This window comes from Mycobacterium sp. DL, assembly GCF_039729195.1.
In the GTDB taxonomy this organism is placed as follows: Bacteria; Actinomycetota; Actinomycetes; order Mycobacteriales; family Mycobacteriaceae; genus Mycobacterium; species Mycobacterium hippocampi_A.
The window spans coordinates 1,087,812-1,114,403 of sequence record NZ_CP155796.1 but is presented as its reverse complement, the minus strand read 5'-3'; the positions used below and the strand labels follow the sequence as shown (position 1 = coordinate 1,114,403).

Genomic DNA, 26,592 nt, shown 5'->3' with positions numbered 1-26,592 from the left:
CCTTTTTTCGCGGTCCCCCAGATTTTGAGACACTGCAGCTATGAGCCCTACCCGAAAGACACAGCACCGCGAGGTTGCCAAGCTCGACCGGGTGCCGCTGCCTGTCGAGGCAGCCCGCGTCGGAGCCACCGGATGGCAGGTGACGCGCACCGGCGCGCGCGTGGTCTCCAAGCTCGCCGGCCGGGGGTCACTGCAGCAGAAAATCGTCAAGCAGATCCCGCAGACCTTCGCCGACCTCGGCCCCACCTACGTGAAGTTCGGTCAGATCATCGCATCCAGCCCGGGGGCGTTCGGCGAACCGCTCAGCCGCGAGTTCCGCAGCCTGCTCGACCGGGTGCCGCCCGCCGACTCCGATGCCGTGCACAAGTTGTTCCACGAAGATCTCGGCGACGACCCGAAGAACCTGTTCAAGTCGTTCGACGAGAAGCCGTTCGCCTCGGCGTCGATCGCGCAGGTGCACTACGCCACGCTGCATTCCGGCGAAGAGGTCGTGGTCAAGATCCAGCGACCCGGTATCCGTCGCCGAGTGGCCGCCGATCTGCAGATCCTCAAGCGCGGCGCGCGGCTCGTCGAGTTCGCGAAGCTCGGTCAGCGGCTGTCCGCCCAGGACGTCGTCGCGGACTTCGCCGACAACCTCGCCGAAGAACTCGACTTCCGGCTCGAGGCACAGTCGATGGACGCGTGGCTGGCGCACATGCACGCTTCCCCGCTGGGCAAGAACATCCGGGTGCCACAGGTGTACTGGGATCTGACCAGCGAGCGGGTGCTGACGATGGAACGCATCACCGGTGTACGCATCGACGACGTCGCCGCGATCCGCAAGAAGGGGTTCGACGGCACCGAGCTGGTCAAGGCGCTGCTGTTCAGCCTGTTCGAAGGCGGGCTGCGCCACGGCCTGTTCCACGGCGATCTGCACGCGGGCAACCTCTACGTCGACGACGACGGCAAGATCGTGTTCTTCGACTTCGGGATCATGGGCCGCATCGATCCGCGCACGCGGTGGCTGCTCCGCGAGTTGGTGCACGCGCTGCTGGTGAAGAAGGACCACGCCACGGCGGGCAAGATCGTCGTGATGATGGGCGCCGTCGGCACCGTCAAACCCGAGGCGCAGGCCGCCCAGGACCTGGAGAAGTTCGCCACCCCGCTGACGATGACGTCCCTGGGAGACCTGAGCTACGCCGAGATCGGCAAGCAACTGTCGACGCTGGCCGAGGCGTACGACGTCAAGCTGCCCCGTGAGCTGGTCCTCATCGGCAAGCAGTTCCTCTACGTCGAGCGCTACATGAAGCTGCTGGCTCCGCGCTGGCAGATGATGAGCGATCCGCAGCTCACCGGGTACTTCGCCAACTTCATGGTGGAGATCAGCCGCGAGCACAAGAACTCCGCGCTGGAGGTCTGAGCCAACCGTGGAGGTAAGGGAAGGCAAGGCGGGATTAGGCGGGGATCTCAAGATCCACTACGAGGACATGGGCAACCCCGCCGACCCGGCGGTACTACTGGTCATGGGACTCGGGGCGCAGCTGGTGCTCTGGCGCGAGGAGTTCTGCCGCAAGCTGGTAGACCAGGGTCTGCGGGTGATCCGCTTCGACAACCGTGATGCCGGATTGTCCAGCCATTTCGACGGCCAGCGCACAAAGGGCTCGCAGGTCGGCAACATGCTCCGATCGTTGGTGGGCCTCAAGAGCCCGTCGGTCTACACGCTCGAGGACATGGCCGACGACGCCGCAGGCCTGCTCGACCATCTGGGCATCGACAGGGCGCACGTCGTCGGCGCCTCGATGGGCGGCATGATCGCGCAGGTCTTCGCGGCGCGCCATGCCGCGCGTACCCGGGCCTTGGGGGTGATTTTCTCGTCGAACAACCAGGCGCTACTGCCCCCTCCGGGACCCCAGCAGCTGCTCGCCGTCGTCACCGGCCCGTCGCCCAACTCACCTCGTGAGGTCATCGTCGAGAACTCGATCCGGGTCAGCAGGATCATCGGCAGTCCCGGTTATCCGTCCTCGGACGAGACACTGCGCGCGGACGCAATTGCGCTCTACGACAGGGCTTTCAATCCCCAGGGCATCGCCCGGCAGTTCAATGCGATCACCGGTAGCGGCAGCCTGCTGCACTACGACAAGCAGATCACCGCACCCACGGTCGTCATCCACGGCAGAGCCGACAAGCTGATGCGGCCGTCCGGTGGACGGGCGATTGCGCGCGCGATCACCGGGGCCCGGCTGGTGCTTTTCGAAGGCATGGGTCACGAGCTTCCCGAACCGCTGTGGGACGACATCGTCGACGAGCTGACGACCACCTTCGCCGAGGTGGCCTGACTCACACGTCAAATCGGGCTTCCCGAAATGCACGTAGCATGCCAGACGGGCACATGACCGCCGTTTCAGAAGATCCTCTTCGGGCAGTGCCCTCAAGGAACGTCTGACACCATGGCTTCGACAAAACGCAATCTCAAACCGCATTTCGAAGACGTCCAGGCGCACTACGACTTGTCCGACGAGTTCTTCAGGTTGTTCCTGGATCCGTCGCAGACGTACAGCTGCGCCTACTTCGAGCGCGACGACATGACCCTGGAAGAAGCCCAGCTCGCCAAGGTGGATCTGGCGCTGGGCAAACTCGGCCTGCAGCCGGGGATGACGTTGCTCGACATCGGCTGCGGCTGGGGCTCCACGATGATGCGGGCGGTCGAGAAGTACGACGTCAATGTCATCGGCCTGACACTGAGCGAAAACCAGAAGGCCCATGTGGAGACGGTGTTCGCCGCCTCCGACAGTCCTCGCGACAAGAAGGTCCTTCTGCAGGGCTGGGAGCAGTTCGACCAACCAGTCGACCGCATCGTGTCGATCGGCGCATTCGAGCACTTCGGCCGGGACCGCTGGGACGATTTCTTCGCGATGGCCTACAAGGTGCTCCCGGACGACGGCGTGATGCTGCTGCACACCATCACCGCGCTGACGCTGCCGGACATGGCCGAACGCGGGATGCCGCTCACCATCTCGGTCGCCAAGTTCGTGAAATTCATCCTGACGGAGATCTTCCCGGGCGGATACCTGCCGACCATCGAACTGGTGGGTGAGCATGCAGCAAAGCCAGGGTTCGACCTGACCCGCACGCAGTCGCTGCAGCCGCACTACGCGCGCACGCTGGACCTCTGGGCAGCCGCGCTGGAGGCCAAAAAAGACGAGGCCATCGCCGTGCAGTCCGAAGAGGTCTACGACCGGTACATGCACTACCTGACCGGATGCGCGGACGGATTCCGGATCGGGTACATCGACGTCAATCAGTTCACGCTCGCCAAGTAAGGGGCAGCGCGTCCGGGATTGGGTCGGCGGCCTACCAAAACGCTAGGGTTGACGCTTCAGAGCGCGTGTTTGCAGAAAGTCGAGGCGCGCTTTCGGTACGGTCTCTCCACATCGTCGGCACAGCGGAGCAAGGAAAACATGTCTGATCAATCCACCGGCACCAAGGATATGACGCCTCATTTCGAGGACATCCAGGCTCATTACGACCTGTCCGACGATTTTTTCGGCGTCTTCCAGGATCCGACCCGTAAGTACAGCTGCGCGTTCTTCACCGGACCCAACGTCACGCTGTCCGAGGCACAGATCGCCAACGTCGACCAGCACCTGGACCGCTTGGACCTCAAGCCCGGCATGACGCTGCTCGAGGTCGGCTGCGGCTGGGGCCTGACCCTGCAGCGCGCGATGGAGAAGTACGACGTCAACGTCATCGGCCTGACCCTGAGCAAGAACCAGCAGGCCTACTGCAACCAGCTGCTGAGCAAGGTGAATTCTGATCGCACCTTCGACGTGCGGCTGGAGGGCTGGGAGCAGTTCCACAGCCCCGTCGATCGGATCGTGTCGATCGAGGCGTTCGAGCACTTCGGCAAGGACCGCTGGGACGACTTCTTCAAGACCTGCTACGACATCCTTCCCGAGGACGGCCGGATGACGATCCAGAGCAGCGTCGGTTACCACCCGTACGACCTCGCCGAGCGCGGCAAGAAGCTGACCTTCGAGCTGGCGCGGTTCGTGAAGTTCATGATCACCGAGATCTTCCCGGGTGGCCGGGTGCCCACCACCCAGATGATGGTCGAGCACGGCGAAAAGGCCGGCTTCGTGGTGCCCGAGACGATGTCGCTGCGCAATCACTACATCAAGACGCTGGGCATCTGGTCGAGCCGCCTGGAGGCCGCCAAGGACGAGGCGATCGCCGCCACCGACGAGGAGAACTACAACCGGTACATGAAGTACCTGACCGGCTGCCAGTACTACTTCATCGACGAGGCCATCGACGTCAGCCTGGTCACCTACCTGAAGCAGGGTGCCGCCGCCTGACGCACCGGCGCTCGAAAGCTGTGAAGAATCCCCCGCGAGCCTGATAGCGGGGGATTCTTCACGTCGGCTCAGGCCGCGGCCGCAGTGTCGCTCTCACCGGCGTCGGAGTCCGACGTGGCCTCGTCTTCCGTGGCCTCGTCTTCCGTGGCCTCGTCTTCCGTGGCCTCGTCTTCCGTGACGTCGTCGTCCGTGACGTCCTCCTCGGTGACGTCCTCCTCGGTGACGTCGTCCTCGGCGGCCTTGTCTTCGTCGTCGTCAAGCCTCTTGTCCTCGTCCCCGGGGACCTGATCGTCGGTCACGACGTCGTGCGTGGCGACATCGTCGAGCTCGGCCGCACCACCTGCGGACTCGGTCTCGTCCACCGTCACCGCATCGGCCTCGACACCGTCGCCGCGTTCGTCATCGGCAGTCCGTGCCACGACTCGGTCGGCGTCCTCGCGCGTCGACGGATCTGGCGCCGGACCGAGGTCGTCCTGCTCGGAGATCCGCTGTTGTGTCGCCGCCGCGCCGGTGCCGAAGTTGCCGAGGAACGCCTCGACGCCCTCGGCGGCGGCCACCACGAGGTCGACACCCACCTTGATCCAGTTCTGGAAGATCTTGAACGGCAGGATCGTCGAACCGCGGGACACCCCGGGATCACCGGACCAGTCGAAACCGAGGTCGACCATCACCTTCAGCACCGGCTCGACCAGATCGATGAACGGCTTCGCGAGCGGACCGAGACCTATCGAGTCCGTCAGCGAGCGAACCAGATCCGTCAACGGCAGCGTCGTCGCCGGAATCATGATGTAGGAGTTGCCGTAGCTGTCGGTGCGACAGTTCGCCGGGCTCAGGTCACAGTTCAGCTGCGGCGCCAGCGTGCCGGGGGTGTAGCCGTACGGCAGGACCGCGGACTCGTCCTCGCCGTTGGGCGACAGGTAATACCCGTGCACGGTGTCGAAGGCGGCGACCATGTTGAGGACTGCGAGCAGGTTCCCCCAGTAACGGGGTGCGTAGACCACCGGATCGTACTCGAAACCGATTGTGGTGCTGACGATTCCGGTATCCACCGGCATGCCCGGCTCGAATGACAGGTCGAGGATCGGGATCGGCTCGCCGAGCAGATAGCGCAGCCACGCCAACCGCTGCCACAGGCCGCCGTCGGGATTCTCGATGCCGCCGATCGTGACGACCTTCAACCGGTCCTTCACGTCGTCGGACAGGTTCAGACCCGCGAGGTACTCCATGGTCTGGGCGACGACATCGCCTCCCTGGGAGTAGCCGAAGATGAAGACGTTCTCGGTGGAGGTGTCATCGAGGAACGGGGCCAGCGCGGCGATCAGATTGTCCGTTCCCTCGCCCACGGAGACGTCCCACTTCTCGCAGCGGCCGGCGACGCACCAGTCGGGCAGGAACGACATCGGCCAGAACGACGCCGGGTAGTCGATGCCGACGAGGTCCGGATCGGCGCAGTCGACGGCGTCGGTGCACGCGACGCCGTCGATGTACCAGTTCCATACGTTCTCGCGGTAGTCGCTGACGACATTGGCGTTGGGCGTCCCGGTGCCGGGCACGATCAGCGCGGTGGCGCCGAGTGCCACCGCCCCCATGAAGGCCGACACGATGCCCAGGCACATCGCGGTCAGCAGGGACGTGACGACGAGCACCAGCGCACGGGCCTGATTACGCATGCGCCCACGATCACATATCCCGCCATCTGCAGACCGGCAAACCAGCAAACTCGTCGTGGCAGAAAATCGCCGGCGGCGGCTCAGCAGAAGTGTTTGCCATCAAAAGCAATGAGTTTGCGCAGCCGCGCGGCAGATCGGGGGCGAGCACATCGGACTGGGGTCAGAAATCCGGCGGAAACCGGTCCGCACAACGCTTTCGCCCAGAATTTTCTCCGATGAGACCGCCAACAGACCCGGCGGGTGTTATGTTGCTGCCGGAGTGCTTCTCGGCCACCACATCGAAGTCAGATGGGGGACGCGGCGTCGAACTTCCGGGTTGAGGCAGAACCACCGTTCGTGGGGGGCGGTGGCATCGGCCGAACCGGACGTATGCGGTGACCGAGGAGCGCTCCAAAAACTTTTCAGGACACAAAAATCCCCGCACCGATGGGTGCGGGGATTCTTGTCTGTATCTGGCGGCCTACTCCTCGCCGAAGTTCCGGGTCACCGCCGGGTCCACCGCGATACCCGGTCCGGTGGTGGTCGAGACGACGACCTTCTTCAGGTAGCGCCCCTTCGACGACGACGGCTTGGCGCGCAGGATCTCGTCGAGCGCGGCACCGTAGTTCTCGACCAGCGACTTCTCGTCGAATGACGCCTTGCCGATCACGAAGTGCAGATTGGCCTGCTTGTCGACGCGGAAGTTGATCTTGCCGCCCTTGATGTCCGCCACGGCCTTGGCCACATCCGGGGTGACGGTGCCGGTCTTCGGGTTCGGCATCAGGCCACGCGGGCCGAGGATGCGGGCGATACGACCGACTTTGGCCATCTGGTCCGGCGTCGCGATCGCGGCGTCGAAGTCCAGGAAACCGCCCTGGATCTTCTCGATCAGGTCGTCGCTGCCGACGATGTCAGCGCCCGCGGCTTCGGCGGCCTCGGCCTTGTCACCGACAGCGAACACCGCCACACGAGCGGTCTTACCGGTGCCGTGCGGCAGGTTCACGGTGCCGCGCACCATCTGATCGGCCTTACGCGGATCAACACCGAGACGGATCGCCACCTCGACGGTCGAATCCTGCTTCTTCGACGACGTCTCCTTGGCCAGCTTCGCAGCCTCCAGGGGCGTGTACAGGTGCTCGCGGTCGATCTTCTCGGCGGCCTCGCGGTATGCCTTGCTGTTCTTGCTCATTGGTATCTCCTGTTCAGAAGTTGTGGTTAGCGGGCCGCAGCTGGCCCTCCCACGGGATCATTGAGTCGAGACTGCGCTCACGGCGGTCCACACTCGGACTTTGTCGCCCTCAGTGCAGTCTCAACGGTGGATCACGCCGAATTATTCGACGGTGATCCCCATCGACCGGGCGGTCCCGGCGATGATCTTGGCGGCCTGATCGATGTCGTTGGCGTTCAGGTCTTCCTTCTTGGTCTCGGCGATCTCGCGCACCTGATCCCAGGACACCTTGGCGACCTTGGTCTTGTGCGGCTCGCCGGAGCCCTTCGCCACGCCTGCCGCCTTGAGCAGCAGCTTCGCCGCGGGCGGGGTCTTCAGCGCAAACGTGAAGGTGCGGTCTTCGTAGACCGAGATCTCCACGGGGATGACGTTGCCACGCTGCGACTCGGTCGCGGCGTTGTACGCCTTGCAGAATTCCATGATGTTGACGCCGTGCTGACCGAGCGCGGGACCAACCGGCGGGGCGGGGTTGGCCTGCCCGGCCTGGATCTGCAGCTTGATCAGCCCGACGACCTTTTTCTTCTTCGGGGCCATGCTCTGTGGTGTTCCTTTTCTTTACGTGGGCACGAGTGCCGGTTAGATCTTGGCGACCTGGGTGAAGGTCAGTTCGACGGGTGTCTCGCGGCCGAAGATGGACACCAGCACCTTGAGTTTCTGCTGTTCGGCGTTGACTTCGCTGATCGACGCCGGCAGCGTCGCGAACGGGCCGTCCATGACGGTGACCGACTCGCCGACCTCGAAGTCGACCAGGATCTCCGGACGCTCGAGTCCGCCGGTCTCGGCGGCAGCGGCCGCACCGGATGTGCTCTTGGCCGGCTTCTTGGCTGCGGCGGGCGGCAGCAGGAACTTGACGACGTCGTCGAGCGACAGCGGCGACGGACGCGAGGTGGCTCCGACGAATCCCGTCACGCCGGGGGTGTTACGCACCGCGCCCCAGGACTCGTCGTTGAGCTCCATGCGAACCAGGATGTAGCCGGGCAGCACCTTGCGGTTGACCTGCTTGCGCTGACCGTTCTTGATCTCGGTGACCTCTTCGGTGGGCACCTCGACCTGGAAGATGTAGTCGCCGACGTCGAGGTTCTGCACGCGGGTCTCGAGGTTGGCCTTCACCTTGTTCTCGTAGCCGGCGTAGGAGTGGATGACGTACCACTCGCCCGGCTTGAGGCGCAGTTCCTTCTTGAGCGCGACGGCAGGGTCTTCGTCCTCGTCAGCAACCTCAGCGGAGTCAGCAGCCTCGGCGGAGTCGGCTACCTCAGCGGTCGCAGCGTCCTCGTCGGTCCCCTCGGCTTCCGAAGCGACCTCGGCGTTGGCCTCGTCGACCTCGATGGTGTCGACGGTGTCACCCGAAGGCGTTTCGCCGTCGAAGCTTGTCACGTGTAGTCCTCTCTCAATTTCACTGTCGGTGTTCGCCAACCCACCCGGGTCAGCCGAACACCATCATCACGAGCCGGCCGAGACCCAGGTCGGTGAACCCGATCAACGTCACCATGAAAACCAGGAAGATCAGCACGACGGTCGTGTAGGTGACCATCTGCTTGCGGTTCGGCCAGATGACCTTGCGCAGCTCACCGATGACTTCCTGCAGGTAGTTCAGGATGAAGGCGAACGGGTTGCGCGACGGTCCGTCCTTGGGCTTCTTGGCGGTCTTCTTGGTACCGCCGCCGCCCTTGTCGCCGTCGTCGCCGCCCGAACTGTCCGTATCGGGCGCATCGTCGGTGTCGTCGGCGTCCGTCTCGGGTGCCGCACCGCGACGCGACCGCTTCCCGGTGGGGCGCAGCGGTCGTGTCACAACCGCCGTCTGGCCGCCGGTGTCACCGCTGTCGGTGTTGGCGCCAGTGTCTGCGGAGCCGGCACCTTCGCGCTCGTCGCTCACCGCATGCCTTTCGTTGTTTCCTGTGTGGTCACCTTCCAGTGTCCACACTTGTCGAGTATTCAGTTGCAGGGGCGACAGGACTTGAACCTGCAACCTGCGGTTTTGGAGACCGCTGCTCTGCCAGTTGAGCTACGCCCCTTCATAGCGGGTCAGAGGCCCACACAATTCGCGCGCTCTCCGTTCGATCGATCAAAGCCGACGGACAGCGCGCTCAACTGGGAAAACCCCGAGGACCGATTGTAGCCTTCACCCCGGCGGAGTTACTAATCCGGGGCCACGCCACAGGCGGGTTATTCGACCGTGGCGGTACGGACGACCTGGCCGATCTCCGGATCCCACTTCACCGAGATCGAGTTGTCACCCTCGTGCCCCATCAGCGTGGTGTACGACTCCATCACGACCTCGCCGTCCGGGCGGGCGACCACGTTGCGCGTGGTGACGATGTCGGCGCCGAAGCGCTCGTCGACCGTCTGGACGTACAGCGTGCCCGTCAGTTCGTCGCCGGCCTTGATCGGATTGTGGAACAGGAACTTCTGGTCGACCTGGACGATCTGCATGGTTTCCATGCCGATGTCGTTGTGCTGGAAGAAGTGGTTCTGGATCATCACCGCGAAGATCGCCATGAAGGTCGGCGGAGCGACGATGCTGCTGTGCCCGAGTTCGGTGGCGGCATCCTCGTCATGTGAGGCCGGGTCGAGGGCCTTGACCGCTTTCGCGTACTGACGCACCTGTTCGCGGCCGACGACGTAGGTGTCGGGGTATTGCCAGACCACCCCGCGGATGTCCATCTTGAGAGCCATGGTCGAAGCCGCCTAGGCCAGCGTCGCGATCGCGACGGCGCGGCCGAATATCTTCTTTCCACCGGAGGTCGCGCTCAACGCTATGGTGACCGACTTCTTCTCCGTATCAACGGATTTCACGCGACCGTTGAAGACGATCTCAGCGCCCTTGCCGTCGTTGGGCACCGGCACCACCGCCGTGAACCGCACGTTGTACTCGGTGACGGCGCCGGGGTCGCCCACCCACGACGTGACGTATCCGCCGCCGAGACCCATCGTGAGCATGCCGTGCGCGATCGCGGTGTCCAGGCCGACCTGCTTGGCGATCTCGTCGTCCCAGTGGATCGGGTTGAGGTCACCGGACACCCCGGCGTAGTTGACCAGGTCAGCCCTGGTCAGGGGGATGGTCTTCTCGGGGAGCTGATCGCCGACCTTGACCGAACTGAACTCACGCAGTGCCATCGCTGAAGCCACTCTCTCCGTCTTCTTCGCTACGTCCCGCAAGGGTGGTGTAGGTCTCCTGGACCACGTCGCCGTTCTCGGTGCTGACGATGTTCTTGGTGACAATGATGTCGGTGCCGTGCGCCTTGCGCAGCGAGTCGATCCACACGTCGCAGTACAGCCTGTCGCCGGCCTTGATGGGCTTGGCGAACTTGACTATCTGATCGACCTGGACGATCTGCGCGTCGGAGATGGCGATGCCGACCGCGTCGAACATCGCGACCTGCGCCTGGTAACCGAACACCGAGATGAACGTCAGCGGCGCCAGCAGCGCGTCGTAGCCGAGTTCGGCGGCGGCCTTCTCGTCGAAGAACGCCGCGTCCTCGTTCTTGACGGCGACGGCGTACTCGCGGATCTTCTCGCGGCCGACCACGTAGTGGTCCGGGTAGCGAAAGTGCGACCCGACATAACCGTCCAAGAACGACACGAGTGTTGAACCTACCTAGTCAACCTGAATAACCGTGAATCGACGCACTCGGCCCGCGTCGGATCGCTCAGCGCGACTCTTTGTGAGCCTGGTGCTTGCCGCAGTTCGGGCAGAACTTCTTGATCTCGAGCCGGTCGGGATCGTTGCGACGGTTCTTCTTGGTGATGTAGTTACGGTGCTTGCACACCTCGCATGCCAAAGTGATCTTCGGCCGTACGTCTGTACTGGACGCCACGTCAGGTGCCTCTTCCTAAATCTACGAACTCGGTCTTCCACGTCGTGCTTGTAGCGGTGGGGGGACTCGATCCCCCGACCTCACGATTATGAGTCGTGCGCTCTAACCAGCTGAGCTACACCGCCCCGATGGGCACGGGCCGGCGTACCGCTCCCGAACCACCGAGCCCCCTAACGGAATCGAACCGTTGACCTTTTCCTTACCATGGAAACGCTCTACCGACTGAGCTAAGGGGGCGCTGCTACCTTGCTTTTGGATCTGAGGTCCATCGCCGAGCGATGGGCCTTAAAGAGGGTACATTCTCACCGATTGCGGCGCCAAACCGCTGGTCACTGCTGGACCGCGGACGACCCTGAGCGCGGTCTCCACCTTACCGAGTGCATACGCTGACCGTCATGGCCGATTCAGACCGCCTCTACTTCAAGCAGCTGCTCGCGGGCCGCGACTTCGCGGCCGACGACATGATCGCCCAGCAGATGCGCAACTTCGCCTACCTCATCGGAGACCGGCAGACCGGCGACACCGTGGTGGTGGACCCCGCTTACGCGGCCCGGGACCTGGTCGACGCGCTCGAGGCCGACGGCATGCATCTGTCGGGTGTGCTGGTCACCCATCATCACCCCGATCACATCGGCGGTTCGATGATGGGGTTCGAACTCAAGGGACTGGCCGAACTGCTGGACCGCGCCAGCGTGCCGGTGCACGTCAACACCCATGAGGCGGAATGGGTTTCGCGTGTCACCGGAATCGCACCCAGCGAGCTGACGTCTCATCAGCACGGCGACAGGGTCAGCGTCGGCGACATCGAGATCGAACTGCTCCACACCCCCGGCCACACCCCCGGCAGCCAGTGTTTTCTGCTCGACGGCCGCCTCGTCGCCGGTGACACTCTGTTCCTCGAAGGGTGCGGGCGCACCGACTTCCCCGGCGGCAACGTCGACGAGATGTTCCACAGCCTGCAGGCGCTGGCACAGCTGCCCGGCGATCCGACGGTCTTCCCCGGGCACTGGTACTCGGCGGAGCCGAGCGCGTCGTTGTCCGACGTCCGGCACACCAACTACGTCTACCGCGCGAGCAATCTGGACCAGTGGCGCATGCTGATGGGCGGCTGACCACCCGGCTACCCCGGTTTTCCTCGACCAACGCGCAGGTCATGGGATAATCGGCCGGTGCTCGGCCCCGCGGGCGCTCAACGGAGGACGCACCGCGATGACAACACCGCAAACGCCCGCAGGGTGGTATTCCGACCCCGACGGATCCGGTGGCCAGCGGTACTGGGACGGCCACGCGTGGACCGAACACCGCGCCCCTGCACCGCAGCCTCCCCCACCCCCACCTCTCCCGCCCACGGCTGCGGCTGCGGAACCCGACCATGCCGGCGCTCACCGCGCCCCCGAGGAAGCGCCGGCCGGCGACGGAGACCACCGACGGCTGCTCGTCCGTTACCTGTCGGTGTGCGCGGCCCTGTTGGCGGTGCTGGTCGCGGTCGCGGTCTACGCGGCGTTCTTCGCCGACGACGGTTCGGTGAGCATCGATGCCACCGATGATCCGACGACGTCCGAGACCGCGCCGACGACCACCAGCGAGGGCGGCGGCTGGGGTGACGGACCGCCCGAAACCTCCGCCGAGGCGACCACGGCGGCACCACCGCAGGCCGAGACCGGCGATGTCGTCGACGGAGCCCTGGCGTTCACGGTGCACGGCACCGAGGTCGGATCGACCGTCGCCTCCGCCGACGTTCCGGTCGAGAAGACCGCCGCGGGCGAGTACATCGTCGTTCACATGACGGTGACCAACGTCAGCGATGCGCCGGCGACGTTCCTCGGGACGTTCCAGAAGCTCAACGCGGGTGGCACGGTGTACTCGATCGATGACGAGGCGACGTTCTACACCGGCGGGGCGCTCGCCGAGCTGAACCCAGGGGATCAGGCGGACGTCTCGGTCGCGTTCGACGTGCCGACGGGGACCACACCCGAGTCCATCGAGTTGCACGCGGACCCGATCAGCCCCGGCGTCGAGGTGCCGCTCTCCTAGCTAATGCTGTCGGCCGCGTGGACGACAGCTGCCGATTGCAAGTAATCGCCGCAGAATTCCGAAAACCGACGGCAAAGCGAAGACACCGCACCACGATTCTGGCAAACTCGTCAGACAGCGCTCTCACCCACTCACGTCGGGGGTCTTCGTGAAGAACATCGCGCTGTTTTTCGACCACTCCCGCGACCGCTCCCGGCCGTCGGAGGTCACCAACACATCGGCTCTGCGCGCGCTGATGCGCTCTGACGACAACCAGATCGTCTGGTCGCCCGCGGGCCCTCAGTCGCCCGACCGGTATCACTTCGCCGTCCGACGGCGGCCGTCCGCGGCGCTCGACGTCGCCCGAACGTCGGTGATCGAGGCCTACGAGTTCGTCGTCCAGCGCTGGGTGCCCGGCGATCGGCTCTTCCTGTTCGGCGGAGGCCGCGGCGCCTCCTGCGCGCGAGCACTCACCCGGCTGCTGGGCACGGTCGGAGTCCTGCGAGGACCCGATGTCGGAGGGTGGCCCGCCACAGACTTCACGCAGTACGTGTTGTCGACGTGCGCCATGCCACGGACCCGCCGCACCGCATCGGACTGGCAGCGCCTCGGAACGTTGGTGGCACAGCTCGTCGGGCGCGGCGACATCGCGGTCGACGTCGACTTCCTGGGCCTGTGGGACACCATCGGGGTGCCGGGAGTGCCACCCCCCGACCGGCCTGAACCGCTCACCAACGTCGCCGTCGCGCGTCACGCCGTCGCCATCGACGGCGGCTACGGGCCGTTCGCAGCGCAATCCCTCTGCCCTGCGGCCGGCGGTGTCGAGGAGGTCTGGTTTCGTGGCAGCCACCGTGATGTCGTCGGCGGCCGGGGGGCGTGCGCCGCGCTGTCGGACATCGCCCTGGACTGGGTCCTCGACGGCGCTGTGGCCGCCGGTGCCGTGCTGACGCCGTCGGACCGGCCGGCACCCTGCGCCGTCGACGCCCTTGCCGGCAGCGCGCACCCGGTGGCACTGCGCAGAGTTCCACCAGATGCGGCGGTGCACTCCAGTGTCGAGGGCTATCTGCGGGTGCATCCGTCGTACTGGCGGCGGCTTCCCGCCCGCATCCACTGGGCGGACACGGAGTGGGAGGCCCGCTCCGAACGCCTGGCGTCGGCGCCGTCGACGCCGATGCTGGCGGCCGCCTCCTGAGAAGCCCGGTGCGCGAAGCCAAACCCGGCTGGGTGAGGGGTGCGGCGACGCTGTTAGGTTCGATCCGCCTGACCCGGCGCGACAGGAGGACCCATGACCAGCACCGTTTCCTACGAACTCACGGATTCCGTGGCCACCATCACCCTCGATGACGGCAAGGTCAACGTGCTGGGGCCTGCGATGCAAGGCGCGATCAACGAGGCGCTGGACCGGGCCGAGGCCGACGCGGCCAAAGCGGTCGTCCTCGCGGGTAATTCACGGGTGTTCAGCGGCGGGTTCGATCTGGCGGTGTTCTCCTCCGGGGATGCCGCCGCCGCACTCGGGATGCTCGCCGGCGGCTTCGAACTGTCGGTGCGGACGCTGACGTTCCCGGTGCCGGTGATCATCGCCGCGACCGGCCCCGCGATCGCGATGGGATCGTTCCTGCTGCTCTCCGCCGACCACCGGGTGGGTGCGCCGAAATCACGGTGCCAGGCCATCGAGGTGGCGATCGGCATGACCATCCCGATCTCGGCCATCGAGATCATGCGGATGCGGCTGACGCCGGCGGCGTTCCAGCGTGGCACCGCCCTGGCGTCGACGTTCGTGGGGGACGAGGCGATCGCCGCCGGCTGGCTCGACGAGATCGTCGAAGCCGACCAGGTGCTCGCACGCGCCCAGCAGGTGGCCCAGGAGGCGGCGACGACGCTGAACGCCGGCGCGCATCTGGCCACCAAGCTCAAGGCCCGCGAAGGGGCGCTGAACGCCATCCGCGCCGGGATCGACGGCCTGGCAACAGAATTCACCCTCAGCTAGTCACCCCTCCCCCGCGGAATAGCATTCCCGGTCGCGAAATCGGCCCTGAGCACAGCCCTCGCTTCACACTCAGCGGGCCACGAGGCTGCAATGATGAGCGGGTGACCCACGTCCGCGGCCGGATCTGGCGCGATGGCAAGCCCCAGGACGACTTCGAGTTCTCGTCGATCTCGGAATGCCTCGACGCCGAAGGCACGTTGGTGTGGTGCGACATCTACGACCCCGACCACGCGATTCTCAAGGAACTCGCCGAGGAGTTGCAGCTCAACTCGTGGGCCGTCGAGGACGCCCTCGCCGACGCCGAACGCACCAAGGCCGTGGTCTACAAAACGCACACGTTCTTCACCGTGTACGAGGTGACGGTCAAGAATCCCCCGCCCGCCGACACCGCGGAGTCCACGCTGCAGATCCACCGGATCTCCGGGTTCATCCTGCCGCGCGGGCTGATCACGGTGCGACTCTCGCCGGAGTTCGACATCGACGCGGTGTCCCGGCGCTTCGACGAACTCGGAGGTCAGGAACACGGCGTCGGCTCACTGGTACACGGCCTGCTCGACGTGGTGGTCGACGGCCACTTCGACGCGGTCCAGTGCCTCGACGACGGGATCGAAAGCCTCGAGGACGACCTGTTCGCCGATCAGGTACCGCGAGGTGGACTGCAGCGCAACACCTTCCGGCTGCGCAAGGACCTCGTAGCCTTGCGCCGGGTGGTGCTGCCGATGCGCGAGGTGGTGACGGTGATCCAGCACCGTCGAATGGACGCCAAGACCGCCGTGGAACTCGATCCGGTGTACGCCGACCTCTACGACCATGTGCTGAGGGTCTCGGAATGGACGGAATCGTTGCGCGACATGGTGACAACGGTGTTCGAGACGAACCTGTCGCTGCAGGACGCCCGCTTGAACATCGTGATGAAGAAGCTCACCGGTTGGGCGGCGATCATCGCAGTGCCGACGGCGATCACCGGCTTCTACGGTCAGAACGTGCTGTATCCGGGAATCGAGACGGTGGGCGGCTTCGTGACGAGCACAGCGATCATCGCGGTGCTGGTGATCGTGCTCTTTGTGATGTTCAAGAAGCGGGACTGGCTGTAGCGTCCAACGTTCCGACGATGCCACCGGCAGCCTGGTAGATCACTTTGAAGCCGTTCTGCCGCTCGACCAGCCTGCACGAGTCGTAGTGCGCACTCCATCCCCGATAATGCAGGGTGAATTCACCTATGCCGCAGGTGAATCCGGACACCCTGTCCCACTCCGCCGGAAACCCTGCCGCTGTGAGCCCGGCGACGAGTCCCTGCTGAGCCGCGTCGCGCCAGTGTTCAGCGATGACGCTGCGCCCGGCCGCGACATTGTGCGCGAGCGTGATATCGCCTGCAGCATATACGTTTCGGGCAGAGGTGCGCATGTGTGCGTCGACGACGATGCGACCGTCGCGGGTCTCCAGTCCGGCGGCGGTGGCGAGTCGGATGTCCGGGCGAACACCCGTCGCGGCGACAACGACGTCACCGTCGACGGTCTCGCCGGTTGTCAGGACCACGCCGGTGCTCGCGACCTCACCCACCGTGCTCGCCCCGATGAACCGGACTCCGACATCGGAGAGCATCTTGACCACGCGCTCGCCCACGTCCACCCCGAATCTGCGCTGAAGGGGCACGGCCTCGGGCGCGATGACCGTGGTGTCGAGACCGAGCCCGGCCAGGCACGTCGCCGCCTCACAGCCGATCAGGCCCGCACCGATCACCAACGCGGACCGGGCGTGCCGTGCTGCCATCTTCAATGCCACCGCGTCGGCGAAGGACCGCAGCGGTTGCGCGAGGTCCCAACCGGGGACGTCCAGCGGAACCGACGCCGAACCGGATGCCAGCACCAGATGCCAGTAGGGGTAGCGAACGCCACCGGCGGTGACCACCTCCTGGGCAGCGATGTCGATTCGCTCCACGGTCACACCACGAATGAGATCGATGTCGGTTCGGTCGAACCAGCCGGCGCTGTGCAGATCGAGGTTGGCCTGACGATCGCGCAGATACTCCTTGATCAACAGTGGCTTCGCGTAGGGCAGCGCCGGGTCCGCCGACAGGATGCGCACCGGGATGTGACGGTGTCTGCTGCGGAACGTCTCGGCAGCGCTGACCCCCGCGGGGCCGCTGCCGATGACCAGAAAACCGGGTGCCGCCATGGCGCAGGGGTACCACGCCGGCACACCCCCGAACCGCGGCGCGGGCAATCGTCAGCTTTAGGTCAGATCCGCCTTCGGCCTGCAACCGTTGAGCTGGGGCGTTCCGGTGTGCAAACATCTGCGCATGGAGCCAGAGGGCGATCCCGAAGCGCGTATCCGCGACCTCGAGCGTCCGCTCGCCGATCAGGCGCAGGCCAGCGAGTTGGGGACCCGCCCCTATGAGGCGATTCCGTCGGCGGACGTGCCCGTGCCGCACCATCCGTACAGCCCACAGCCGGAGGCGTACCCCCAGTACGGATCACCTCAGTACGGATCACCTCAGTACGGGTCGCCCTACTACGCCCCTCCGCAGCACGTCGTGCACAAGCGCCCCCAGACGATGCTCTGGCTGATACCGCTGGTGGTGATCGGGATCATCGGTTTCGGCGCCGTCGGGCTCGTCGCGTACGTCAACCTCGCCGGCTCGGGCACCGACTCGCCGACGCGACCACCGTCTCCCGGCATCTCCGGCGGCGGCGGACCCGTCGACGTCCCCGACGTCGACATCGACATCCCCGAGATCGAGGTCCCGTTCGACCCCGGCGGCGAGGTCGTCACCGTCGGAGCGGGCGACACCCTCAGCTTCGGCGGCATCGAGCAGACCAAGACGGTGGTGTGCAATCAGGGCACGGTGAACATCAGCGGCATGACCAACACCATCGACATCCAGGGCAACTGCGCCGGGGTCTCGGTGTCGGGCATGGACAACGTCATCACCGTCGAGAGCGCGCAGAGCATCACCGCGTCGGGCTTCGACAACCAGGTGACCTACCGCGCCGGAGCCCCGGAGATCTCGACCTCGGGCACCGGCAACACCGTCGAACAGGGCTGAGGCCACCCGGCCTGCTCAGGCGGCCGCGGGTGTGCGGTGTCGGTGCCCGCAGATAGGGTCTGCCTGTCAGTGAGGGGAGATGACGATGAGCCACCGCGCACCAGCACCGGGTCTCGCCGGTCAGCGCTGACACCCGATGGCACTTCACCTCCACCGCGCCGACCGCACCGATCTGCTCGCCGACGGCCTCGGCGAGTTGCTCGCCACGCCGCTTCCCGATCCGTTCGCCGAGGAACTCGTCCTGGTCTCCGCCCGCGGGATGGAGCGCTGGCTCAGCCAGCGGCTCTCGCATGTCCTGGGCCGGGGCGCCGCCGACGACGGCGTGTGTGCCGGCGTGACGTTCCGGCATCCGTCGTCGCTGATCGCCGAACTGACCGGGCTGCCGGACGACGACCCGTGGTCACCGGAGGTGATGGTGTGGCCGCTGCTCGACGTCATCGACAGCTCACTCGACGAACCGTGGTGCACCACGCTCGCCACCCACCTCGGCCACTTCGCCGTCGGCGAGGAGAAGGAGCTTCGACAGGGCAGGCGTTACGCCGTCGCCCGCAGGCTCGCCGGCCTGTTCGCCTCCTATGCCCGTCAGCGCCCGCAGCTTCTCGTCGACTGGTTGGGCGGTCGCACCGACGACCTCGAACCGGACCTGCAGTGGCAACCCGAGCTCTATCGCGCCCTCCTCGATCACGTCGACGCCGACCCGCCACACATCCGGCACGCCGAAACCGTTGCCCGACTACAGAACTCCGGCACCGATCTTCCCGACAGGCTGTCGCTGTTCGGCCACACCCGGCTGCCGCTCACCGAGATCGAGTTGCTCGACGCGTTGAGCACCCACCACGATCTGCACCTGTGGCTGCCACATCCCAGCAACGAGCTGTGGCGTTCCCTCGAAGATGTCCGCGGCGTGACCTCCCGCGGCGACGACACGTCCCACCGCTACGCGCGGCATCCGCTGCTCGCCACCCTCGGGCGCGACGTACGCGAACTTCGGCGCACCCTGCCGACGGACACGCAGACCGACGAGTGCCTCGGATCGGCCGATCGTACCGAATCCCTCTTGGGCTGGCTGCAATCCGACATCGCCGCCAATGCGGTCCGGCCGGACGGCCGTCAACCGTCCCCCGATGACCGCTCGGTGCAGGTGCACAGCAGCCACGGTCCGGCCCGGCAGATCGACGTGCTGCGGGAGGTACTGCTGGGCTTGCTGGCCGACGACCCCACGCTGGAACCGCGCGACATTCTGGTGATGTGCCCGGACATCGAGACCTACGCACCCCTGATCGTCGCGGGCTTCGGTCTCGGCGACGTCGTCGAGGGCGCGCACCCCGCGCACCGGCTGCGGGTCAAGCTCGCCGACCGGGCGCTGACCCAGACGAACCCGCTGCTCGGTGTCGCAGCACAGCTGCTGACCCTCGCCGGGGGTCGGGCGACCGCCAGCGAGATCCTCGACCTCGCCGAGTCCGCGCCGGTCCGGTTCCGGTTCGGCTTCAGCGACGACGACCTCGACACCATCGGCGACTGGGTGCGCGAGGCCAACATCCGCTGGGGCTTCGACTCGGCCCACCGCCACCCGTTCGGCGTCGATTTTGTGCAGAACACCTGGCGGTTCGGCATCGACCGGGTTCTGGCCGGGGTCGCGATGTCCGACGACTCGCGCGCCTGGCTCGACACCACGCTGCCGCTCGACGACGTCGGCAGCAATCGGGTTGAGCTGGCCGGCCGGCTCGCCGAGTACATCGAACGGTTGCACGCCGTCAACGAATCACTTTCCGGGGCAAGGCCACTGGGTGACTGGCTGACCGCGCTCGCCGACGGCATCACGGACCTGACGGCCGTCGCCGACGCCGACGCGTGGCAGGCCAGCCAGGTGCAGCGCGAGTTCAGCGGCGTGCGGGCATCCGCCGGACACCATGGCGACACCGTGCTGCGCCTGCCCGACATCCGCGCGCTGCTGGACCGCCACCTCGCCGGACGGCCGACACGGGCCAACTTCCGCACCGGCACGCTGACGGTCTGCACGATGGTGCCGATGCGCTCGGTGCCACACCGGGTGGTGTGCCTGGTCGGCCTCGACGACGGGGTGTTCCCGCGACTGGGCGTCGTCGACGGCGACGACGCGCTGGCCCGTGCCCCGATGACCGGTGAGCGCGACATCCGTTCCGAGGACCGGCAACTGCTGCTCGACGCCATCGGGGCTGCGACCGAGAAGCTGGTCATCACCTACACCGGCTCCAACGAGCAGTCCGGGCAGCGTAGACCTCCCGCGGTACCCCTGATGGAGCTACTGGACGCCCTCGACATCACCACGCCGACGAAGGTGCGGAGTCAGGTCCTGGTGGAACACCCGCTGCAGCCCTTCGATGTTCGTAATGTCACCCCCGGGGCGCTCAACATGCCCGCGGGCCGGCCCTTCACGTTCGACCCCACCGCGCAGACTGCCGCCGAGGTCGCCGCCGGTGCCCGTGCGCAACGCCCTGCTCTGCTCGGGAAGCCGCTGCCGGCGCCGCCACCCGACGATGTCGCACTCGACGACCTGATCGGTTTCTTCCGCGACCCGGTCAAGGGCTTCTTCCGCGCGCTGGACTACACGCTGCCGTGGGACGTCGATGCGATCGACGATGCGATGCCCGTCGAGATCGACGCCCTGCAGGAGTGGAAGATCGGCGACCGCATGCTCGACGACATGCAGCGTGGGATGCACCCGAAGGAGGCGCAGCAGGCCGAGTGGCGGCGCGGTTCGCTGCCGCCGGGTCAACTCGGGTGGCGCAAGGCACTGGAGATCCGTGATCAGGCCGCCGCGCTCGCGGTTGCCGCACACCAGCACCGCGGTACGCCACCGACGGCCTACGACGTCGACATCGACGTCGGCAACGGCAGGCGGGTCACCGGCACCGTCCCCCGCGTGTACAGCGACCGGCTGGTCACGGTCACGTACTCGAAGCTCGATGGGCGGCACCTGCTGGAGTCGTGGATCCAATTGCTGGCGTTGATCTCTCGCTATCCGGAACGGGAATGGTCCGCGGTGTGCATCGGGCGCCCCAGACGCAGTGGCCCACCCTCGGAGCGGACGCTGGGGCCTCCCGAGGTGCTCGCAGTCGACGTGCTCGGTGATCTCGTGGCCATCTACGACGCCGGGCGTCGCGAGCCGATCCCCCTGCCGCTCAAGACTTCCTATGCATGGGCGGAGTGCCGACACACCCGCGGTTTTCCCGAGAAGCAGGCGGGCTACAAATGGAACTCCGGCACGTTCCCGGGTGAGAACGAGCAGCCGGCGCACGTGCGGGTGTGGGGACGGTCGAAGCTCGACGTCCTGCTCCAGCCGGTGCGCCCGGGCGAGGAATCCGACGGTGAGAGCACTCGACTCGGCGCGTACGCCGCGCGGCTGTGGCTGCCGATGCTGCGGGCGGAAGGGGTGCCCACGTGATGCCGACATTCGATCTGCTCGGCCCGCTGCCCGCGCGCAACACCACGACGGTGTTGGAGGCCAGCGCGGGCACCGGCAAGACGTTCGCGTTGGCCGGACTGGTGACGCGGTACCTGGCCGACGGCGTGGCGACGCTCGACGAGATGTTGCTGATCACGTTCAGCAAGGCCGCCAGCCAGGAACTGCGCGAACGCGTTCGCGGGCAGATCCTCGACGCGGTGTCGGCGTTCCACGATCCGACGAGGGCCGGTGACAACGAACTCCTTGCGCATCTGCTCACAGGCACCCCCGAGGAACTGGGCGCCCGCGAACAACGGCTTCGTGACGCCCTCGCCGGCTTCGACGCAGCCACCATCGCGACCACCCACCAGTTCTGTCATCTGGTGCTCAAATCGCTTGGTGTGGCCGGCGACACCGACGCAGGCGTGACACTGGCCGAGAGCCTCGACGATCTGGTGGTCGAGATCGTCGACGATCTCTACCTCGCGCACTTCGGCCGCAGCCACGACGACCCGCCGCTGTCCCGCGGCGACGCACTGGCCCTGGCACGCGCCGTCGTCCAGAATCCGAGCGCCGAACTGCGGCCGGTCAGGCCACCCGAGGGTGGACCCGCCGCCGTCCGGATGGACTTCGCGACGGCGGTGTGCGCAGAGCTGGAGCGCCGCAAGCGCACCCGCGGCATCCTCGGCTACGACGACCTGCTGAGCCGGCTGGCCACCGCGCTCGAGGCCGCCGATTCACCCGCTCGGGCGCGGATGCACCGGCGGTGGTCGATCGTCATGGTCGACGAATTCCAGGACACCGACCCGGTGCAGTGGCAGGTGATCGACAGGGCGTTCAGCGGCCACTCCACGCTGATCCTCATCGGCGACCCGAAGCAGGCCATCTATGCCTTCCGCGGCGGCGACATCACCACCTATCTGCACGCCGCAGCAACCGCAGGAGAACGCCGGACGCTGGGCACCAACTGGCGCAGCGACGCGGTGCTCGTCGACAGCCTGCAGGCCGTGCTCCGCGACGCCGAACTCGGCAACAGCGACATCGTCGTGCGCCCGGTCGAGGCCCACCATCAGGGGCACCGACTGGCCGGCGCCCCGCACAATGATCCGTTCCGGCTGCGGGTGGTGTCCCGCGACACCATCAGGACCCGGCAGGACAAGACAATCACGATCGGCCAACTGCGCGAACACATTCCCCGCGATCTGGCAGCCGACATCGGCGCGCTTCTGACCAGCGGGGCGACGTACGACGGACGCCCGCTGAAGGCCGGCGACATCGCGGTGATCGTCGAGATGCACAAGGACGGGCGGCCGTGTTTCGACGCGCTCACCGAGGCCGGCATCCCGGCCGTCTACACCGGTGATTCGGATGTTTTTCGATCCGATGCCGCTGACGACTGGCTCTGCCTGCTGGAGGCGTTCGACCAGCCACACCGCACCGGCCTGGTCCGGGCGGCAGCCACCACGATGTTCTTCGGCCACACCGCCGAAGACCTTGCGACACAAGGTGATGATTTGACCAACCGGGTCGCCGAGACGATCCGCGGGTGGGCCGACCACGTCCGCGAGCGCGGCATCTCGGCGGTCTACGAGGCCGCGCAACTCGCAGGCATGGGGCGCCGGGTGCTGTCGTGGACCGACGGCGAGCGGCACGTCACCGACCTCGCCCACATGACCCAGGTGCTCCATGACGCCGCCCATCATCAGCACTTCAGCCTGCCTGCGCTGCGCGACTGGCTTCGCACCCAGCGCGAAGAGCGCAGTGGCGCAACCGAACGCAACCGCCGCCTCGACAGCGATGCCGCTGCCGTGCAGATCATGACGGTGTACGCCAGCAAGGGCCTGCAGTACCCGGTGGTGTACCTGCCCTTCGCGTTCAACCGCAACATCCGGACCAATGAGGCGGTGCTGTTCCACGACGGAGCGCGGCGCTGTCTGCACATCGGCGGTGAGACCAGCCCGGACTACTCCGAGGTGACGAAGCTCGGCAGGCGCGAAGCCGCCTCCGACGATGTCCGGCTCACCTATGTCGCGCTGACGCGCGCCCAGTCGCAGGTGGTGGCTTGGTGGGCGCCGTCGTGGGATGAGCCCAACGGCGGGCTGTCACGCCTGCTGCGCGGCCGCGCCCCCGGTGATCCGGTCGTCCCCGATCGCTGTGACCCACCGGTACCGGACGACGCCGACGCGATGGCGGCGCTGCGCGCCTGGTCCGATCGGGGCGGTCCGGTGCTCGAGGATTCGGTGGTGGCATCCGATGCCGGGGTCCGGCCATCCGCGCCTCCCACCGGTCTCGCGGTGCGCACCTTCGATCGTCACATCGATGCGTCGTGGCGGCGCACGTCGTACTCCGGCCTGATCCGCGCCGCGGAGTCGTCCGGTGGGGTGTCCAGCGAGCCCGAAGTGGTGGAGAAGGACGACGAGACCCCCGGCGCGTTGGCCGACAAGCCGGTGCCCGATCCTGCCGACGCGGGCGTGGTGGCGGTCCCCTCGCCGATGGCGGACCTGCCGATGGGTGCAAAGTTCGGCACGCTGGTGCACGCGGTGTTGGAGACGGCGGACCCGTCGGCCTCCGATCTGGCCGCCGAACTCGAGGCGCAGATCCACGAACACTCGGTCTGGTGGCCCGTCGACGTACCGGCAGGGGAACTCGCCGCCGCGCTGGTTCCGATGCACGACACGCCCCTGGGACCGTTGGCTTCGGGCGTGACGCTGCGCGACATCGGATTCCGGGACCGGTTGCGGGAGATGGACTTCGAGTTCCCCCTCGCCGGTGGTGACCTGCGTGCCGACGCGCCGCGGATATCACTGGCCGACGTCGGGAAGCTGTTCGCTCAGCATGTGGCCGCCGACGACCCGCTGGTGTCGTACGCAGATCGGCTGTCGAGCGGAGCGCTGGCCGGGCAGTCGCTGAGGGGTTACCTGACGGGCTCACTCGACGTGGTGCTGCGCGTAGGGCAGCGATACCTCGTGGCCGACTACAAGACCAACTGGCTGGGTGAACCCGAGAAGCCGCTGACATCCGCCGCGTACGGTCAGTCGCGGATGGCGGAGGCGATGTTGCACTCCGACTACCCATTGCAGGCGCTGCTGTACTGCGTTGTGCTGCATCGTTTTCTGCGATGGCGTCAGCCCGGCTACGACCCGCAGGTGCATCTGGGCGGAGTGCTGTACCTGTTCGTGCGCGGAATGTGCGGCGAGCAGACCCCGGTGGTCGACGGACATCCTGCCGGGGTGTTCAGTTGGCAGCCACCGGCATCGTTGATCACCGCCATGTCGGATCTCCTCGCTGCCGGGGCGGTCGCGGCATGATCCTCGAGACGTTCACCGACCTCTTCGAACCAGCCGACATCCACGTCGCGCGACGTCTGACCGCGCTCGCCGGGGAGCCCGACGAAACAGTCGCATTGGCGGTCGCCGTCGCAGTGAGAGCGCTTCGCGGCGGGTCGGTGTGCGTCGATCTGCGCTCGGTCGCAGAACAGGTCGGACGTCCCGAGTTACCCTGGCCGGCGCCCGATGACTGGCTGGCCGCGGTCACCGACAGCCCGATGGTGGTCAAGACGCCGGTGCTGCGACTCTTCGGCGACCTGCTGTATCTCGACAGGTACTGGCTCGAGGAACAGCAGGTGTGTGACGACGTGCTGGCGTTGTTGGCCTCGACGCTGCGCGGCACGGTGCCGAGCCTGGATCGGTTGTTCCCCGCAGGCTGGGAGGAGCAGCGATCGGCGGCCGAAGTCGCGCTGACACAATCACTTACGGTGCTGACCGGAGGGCCCGGCACCGGGAAGACCACCACCGTGGCCCGGTTGCTGGCGCTTCTGGCCGAGCAGGCGTCGCTGGCCGGGCAGCCGCCGCTGCGGATCGCGCTGGCGGCGCCGACCGGCAAGGCCGCCGCGAGACTGCTGGAAGCAGTGCAGTTGGAGGTCGACGCCCTCGATCCGGTCGATCGGGATCGGCTGCCGGAGTTGACGTCCTCGACGCTGCACCGGCTGCTGCGATCGCTGCCGGGCAACTCGTCGCGATTCCGCCATCATCGCGAGAACCGGTTGCCCCACGACGTCATCGTGGTCGACGAGACGTCGATGGTCTCGCTGACGCTGATGGCCCGACTGCTGGAGGCGGTGCGCCCGGACAGCCGCCTACTGCTGGTCGGCGACGCGGATCAGTTGGCCTCGGTGGAAGCCGGTGCTGTACTGGCGGACCTGGTCGACGGGCTCGGCGGGCGCGACGACGTCCGGATCGTGTCACTGCAGACCTCACATCGGTTCGGCGAGTCGATCGGCGCGTTGGCGACCGCCATCCGCGACGGTGACGACGACCGGGTGATCGAGTTGCTCGCGGCCGGTGGCGAGCACATCGAGTGGCTCGACACCGACGAGCCCGGTGAACAGCTACGCACCGTGCTGCTGCCGCACGCACTGCGGCTGCGTGAGGCTGCAGTGCGTGGCGACGGCGCGGCGGGGTTGGCGGCCTTGGGTGAGCACCGGCTGCTGTGCGCCCACCGCCGCGGACTATTCGGCGTACAGCACTGGAACCGGCAGATCGAGCGGTGGCTGACCGACTCGACGGGTGAACCGATCTGGACCGACTGGTACGCCGGGCGGCCGGTGCTGGTGACGGCCAACGACTACGGGCTCGGCCTGTACAACGGGGACACCGGCGTGACGGTGGTACGCGGGACCGGGCTGTGCGCGGTTGTCGGGTCGGGCGCCGGACCGGTGGAGTTCGCGACCGGCCGACTCTCCGACGTCGACACCATGCATGCGATGACCATTCACAAGAGCCAGGGCAGCCAGGCCGACGAGATCACCGTGCTGCTGCCGCAGGAGGAATCGCGGCTTCTGACCCGCGAGCTGTTCTACACCGCTGTGACCCGTGCCAAGCACCGGGTGCGGGTCGTCGGCTCCGAGCCGGCGATCCGGGAGGCGATCTCGCGGCGGGTCGTCCGCGCGTCCGGCCTGGCCCGCCGCCTGCGCTGAGACCCCTTCCCCTGTTCGCCGAGATTGCGTTCTGTGCGGTCTTTCGTGGGTTTTTGGCGCGTGGAATACCGTTTCGGCGGGGGTTGGGGGTGGGTTTCTGCCAGGGGTCGCTCAATTGCTG

The 26,592-nt window shown here is 66.6% G+C and carries 23 protein-coding genes and 3 tRNA genes; 13 read left to right on the top strand and 13 right to left on the bottom strand.

The annotated features are described in order from the left end of the window. Positions 1-40 precede the first annotated feature (40 nt). From ABDC78_RS05365 to ABDC78_RS05350, 4 genes are all read left to right on the top strand, one after another. Positions 41-1,399 (top strand): AarF/ABC1/UbiB kinase family protein, encoded by a 1,359-nt coding sequence (locus tag ABDC78_RS05365; RefSeq protein WP_178358717.1) that lies wholly within the window; start codon positions 41-43, stop codon positions 1,397-1,399. A 7-nt stretch (positions 1,400-1,406) separates the two neighbouring features. Next, positions 1,407-2,315, top strand: a complete 909-nt coding sequence (locus ABDC78_RS05360) for an alpha/beta fold hydrolase (protein ID WP_178358716.1) — start codon at positions 1,407-1,409, stop codon at positions 2,313-2,315. 111 nt (positions 2,316-2,426) lie between these two features. After that, the gene (locus ABDC78_RS05355) at positions 2,427-3,299 is read left to right on the top strand and encodes a cyclopropane mycolic acid synthase family methyltransferase (protein ID WP_178358715.1); all 873 of its coding nucleotides are present in this window, start codon (positions 2,427-2,429) and stop codon (positions 3,297-3,299) included. A 138-nt stretch (positions 3,300-3,437) separates the two neighbouring features. Next, complete coding sequence (locus ABDC78_RS05350; RefSeq protein ID WP_178358714.1) at positions 3,438-4,334, top strand: cyclopropane mycolic acid synthase family methyltransferase; 897 nt, start codon at positions 3,438-3,440, stop codon at positions 4,332-4,334. A gap of 68 nt (positions 4,335-4,402) precedes the next feature. Here the strand turns inward: ABDC78_RS05350 and ABDC78_RS05345 are convergent, their stop codons facing one another. From ABDC78_RS05345 to ABDC78_RS05290, 12 genes are all read right to left on the bottom strand, one after another. Next, the gene (locus ABDC78_RS05345) at positions 4,403-6,004 is read right to left on the bottom strand and encodes a PE-PPE domain-containing protein (protein ID WP_178358713.1); all 1,602 of its coding nucleotides are present in this window, start codon (positions 6,002-6,004) and stop codon (positions 4,403-4,405) included. A 460-nt stretch (positions 6,005-6,464) separates the two neighbouring features. After that, the gene (gene rplA, locus ABDC78_RS05340; RefSeq protein ID WP_178358712.1) at positions 6,465-7,172 is read right to left on the bottom strand and encodes a 50S ribosomal protein L1; all 708 of its coding nucleotides are present in this window, start codon (positions 7,170-7,172) and stop codon (positions 6,465-6,467) included. Positions 7,173-7,313: 141 nt separating this feature from the next. Next, positions 7,314-7,745, bottom strand: coding sequence for a 50S ribosomal protein L11 (gene rplK / locus ABDC78_RS05335; protein ID WP_178358711.1), 432 nt, complete (start codon positions 7,743-7,745; stop codon positions 7,314-7,316). Positions 7,746-7,787: 42 nt separating this feature from the next. Next, on the bottom strand, positions 7,788-8,585 hold the full coding sequence (gene nusG / locus ABDC78_RS05330; RefSeq protein ID WP_178358710.1) for a transcription termination/antitermination protein NusG: 798 nt from the start codon (positions 8,583-8,585) through the stop codon (positions 7,788-7,790). A gap of 49 nt (positions 8,586-8,634) precedes the next feature. Further along, positions 8,635-9,084, bottom strand: coding sequence for a preprotein translocase subunit SecE (gene secE / locus ABDC78_RS05325; protein WP_178358975.1), 450 nt, complete (start codon positions 9,082-9,084; stop codon positions 8,635-8,637). A 66-nt stretch (positions 9,085-9,150) separates the two neighbouring features. Continuing rightward, positions 9,151-9,223: transfer RNA gene (locus ABDC78_RS05320), tRNA-Trp, on the bottom strand. A 151-nt stretch (positions 9,224-9,374) separates the two neighbouring features. Next, a complete protein-coding gene (gene hadC / locus ABDC78_RS05315) occupies positions 9,375-9,884 on the bottom strand; it encodes a (3R)-hydroxyacyl-ACP dehydratase subunit HadC (protein ID WP_178358709.1) in 510 nt (169 codons plus the stop codon). A 12-nt stretch (positions 9,885-9,896) separates the two neighbouring features. After that, on the bottom strand, positions 9,897-10,325 hold the full coding sequence (hadB, locus tag ABDC78_RS05310; RefSeq protein WP_178358974.1) for a (3R)-hydroxyacyl-ACP dehydratase subunit HadB: 429 nt from the start codon (positions 10,323-10,325) through the stop codon (positions 9,897-9,899). Continuing rightward, positions 10,312-10,791, bottom strand: a complete 480-nt coding sequence (gene hadA / locus ABDC78_RS05305) for a (3R)-hydroxyacyl-ACP dehydratase subunit HadA (protein ID WP_178358708.1) — start codon at positions 10,789-10,791, stop codon at positions 10,312-10,314. Before hadA ends, hadB begins: the two co-directional genes overlap by 14 nt. A 67-nt stretch (positions 10,792-10,858) precedes the next feature. Next, positions 10,859-11,026 (bottom strand): 50S ribosomal protein L33, encoded by a 168-nt coding sequence (gene rpmG, locus ABDC78_RS05300; RefSeq protein WP_003929651.1) that lies wholly within the window; start codon positions 11,024-11,026, stop codon positions 10,859-10,861. Between the two features lie 51 nt (positions 11,027-11,077). After that, a tRNA-Met gene (locus tag ABDC78_RS05295) sits at positions 11,078-11,151 on the bottom strand. 39 nt (positions 11,152-11,190) lie between these two features. Continuing rightward, a tRNA-Thr gene (locus ABDC78_RS05290) sits at positions 11,191-11,263 on the bottom strand. A 158-nt stretch (positions 11,264-11,421) separates the two neighbouring features. On the opposite strand from ABDC78_RS05290, the gene ABDC78_RS05285 reads away from it, so the two are divergent. The 5 genes from ABDC78_RS05285 to ABDC78_RS05265 all read left to right on the top strand — a co-directional run bounded on the left by ABDC78_RS05285 (position 11,422) and on the right by ABDC78_RS05265 (position 16,120). Then, positions 11,422-12,138, top strand: a complete 717-nt coding sequence (locus tag ABDC78_RS05285; protein ID WP_178358707.1) for an MBL fold metallo-hydrolase — start codon at positions 11,422-11,424, stop codon at positions 12,136-12,138. A gap of 97 nt (positions 12,139-12,235) precedes the next feature. Continuing rightward, a complete protein-coding gene (locus ABDC78_RS05280; protein ID WP_347133336.1) occupies positions 12,236-13,060 on the top strand; it encodes a DUF4352 domain-containing protein in 825 nt (274 codons plus the stop codon). A 148-nt stretch (positions 13,061-13,208) separates the two neighbouring features. Further along, complete coding sequence (locus ABDC78_RS05275; protein ID WP_178357839.1) at positions 13,209-14,231, top strand: DUF2235 domain-containing protein; 1,023 nt, start codon at positions 13,209-13,211, stop codon at positions 14,229-14,231. 93 nt (positions 14,232-14,324) lie between these two features. Further along, complete coding sequence (locus tag ABDC78_RS05270) at positions 14,325-15,026, top strand: crotonase/enoyl-CoA hydratase family protein (RefSeq protein ID WP_178357838.1); 702 nt, start codon at positions 14,325-14,327, stop codon at positions 15,024-15,026. A gap of 101 nt (positions 15,027-15,127) precedes the next feature. Then, positions 15,128-16,120: a magnesium transporter CorA family protein gene (locus tag ABDC78_RS05265; RefSeq protein ID WP_178357837.1), complete on the top strand. Its 993-nt coding sequence runs from the start codon at positions 15,128-15,130 to the stop codon at positions 16,118-16,120. On the opposite strand, the gene ABDC78_RS05260 is transcribed toward ABDC78_RS05265, so the two are convergent. After that, positions 16,098-17,201: an FAD-dependent oxidoreductase gene (locus tag ABDC78_RS05260; RefSeq protein WP_178357836.1), complete on the bottom strand. Its 1,104-nt coding sequence runs from the start codon at positions 17,199-17,201 to the stop codon at positions 16,098-16,100. The genes ABDC78_RS05265 and ABDC78_RS05260 overlap by 23 nt on opposite strands. 124 nt (positions 17,202-17,325) lie before the next feature. Here ABDC78_RS05260 and ABDC78_RS05255 point away from each other — a divergent pair, with 124 nt between their 5' ends. The 4 genes from ABDC78_RS05255 (at position 17,326) to recD (ending at position 26,471) form a co-directional block, all read left to right on the top strand. Further along, the gene (locus tag ABDC78_RS05255; protein WP_178357835.1) at positions 17,326-18,072 is read left to right on the top strand and encodes a DUF3060 domain-containing protein; all 747 of its coding nucleotides are present in this window, start codon (positions 17,326-17,328) and stop codon (positions 18,070-18,072) included. Positions 18,073-18,208: 136 nt separating this feature from the next. Further along, positions 18,209-21,496, top strand: a complete 3,288-nt coding sequence (recC, locus tag ABDC78_RS05250; protein ID WP_178357834.1) for an exodeoxyribonuclease V subunit gamma — start codon at positions 18,209-18,211, stop codon at positions 21,494-21,496. Beyond that, complete coding sequence (gene recB / locus ABDC78_RS05245; protein ID WP_178357833.1) at positions 21,496-24,804, top strand: exodeoxyribonuclease V subunit beta; 3,309 nt, start codon at positions 21,496-21,498, stop codon at positions 24,802-24,804. Before recC ends, recB begins: the two co-directional genes overlap by 1 nt. Next, positions 24,801-26,471, top strand: coding sequence for an exodeoxyribonuclease V subunit alpha (gene recD, locus ABDC78_RS05240; RefSeq protein WP_178357832.1), 1,671 nt, complete (start codon positions 24,801-24,803; stop codon positions 26,469-26,471). Before recB ends, recD begins: the two co-directional genes overlap by 4 nt. Positions 26,472-26,592: the final 121 nt, after the last annotated feature.